The sequence below is a fragment of the Halomonas marinisediminis genome, assembly GCF_004347715.1.
Taxonomy (GTDB): Bacteria; Pseudomonadota; Gammaproteobacteria; order Pseudomonadales; family Halomonadaceae; genus Halomonas; species Halomonas icarae.
Genome location: NZ_SLTR01000829.1, coordinates 1 through 225 on the forward strand (window position 1 = coordinate 1; position 225 = coordinate 225).

Annotated in this window: 1 pseudogene; it reads right to left on the reverse strand. The window is 67.1% G+C overall.

Annotation, left to right across the window (positions count from 1 at the left end):
- A pseudogene (locus E0702_RS18680) lies at nt 1–190 on the reverse strand (hypothetical protein); the annotation flags it as partial.
- Nucleotides 191–225 lie beyond the last annotated feature (35 nt).

A 225-nucleotide genomic window follows, 5' to 3' on the forward strand; every position in this document is an offset into this window, starting at 1 on the left:
CGGTGAAGAAGCGCTCGTTGCCCGCGTCTCCGATCTCGAAATCGACGCGCCCGCGCCCGCCGTCCCCGTTCAGGATATCCGCCGGCAAGAGCACCCCGTCGAGCACATGGGCGATCCCGTTCGTGGCCGCGATATCGGTTTCGATCAGCGCCAGATCGCCGATATCAGGGTCCGCGTCGACGAGGCTCACCCCGTCCACGCCCAGAGGTGCACCCAGAAGGGTCG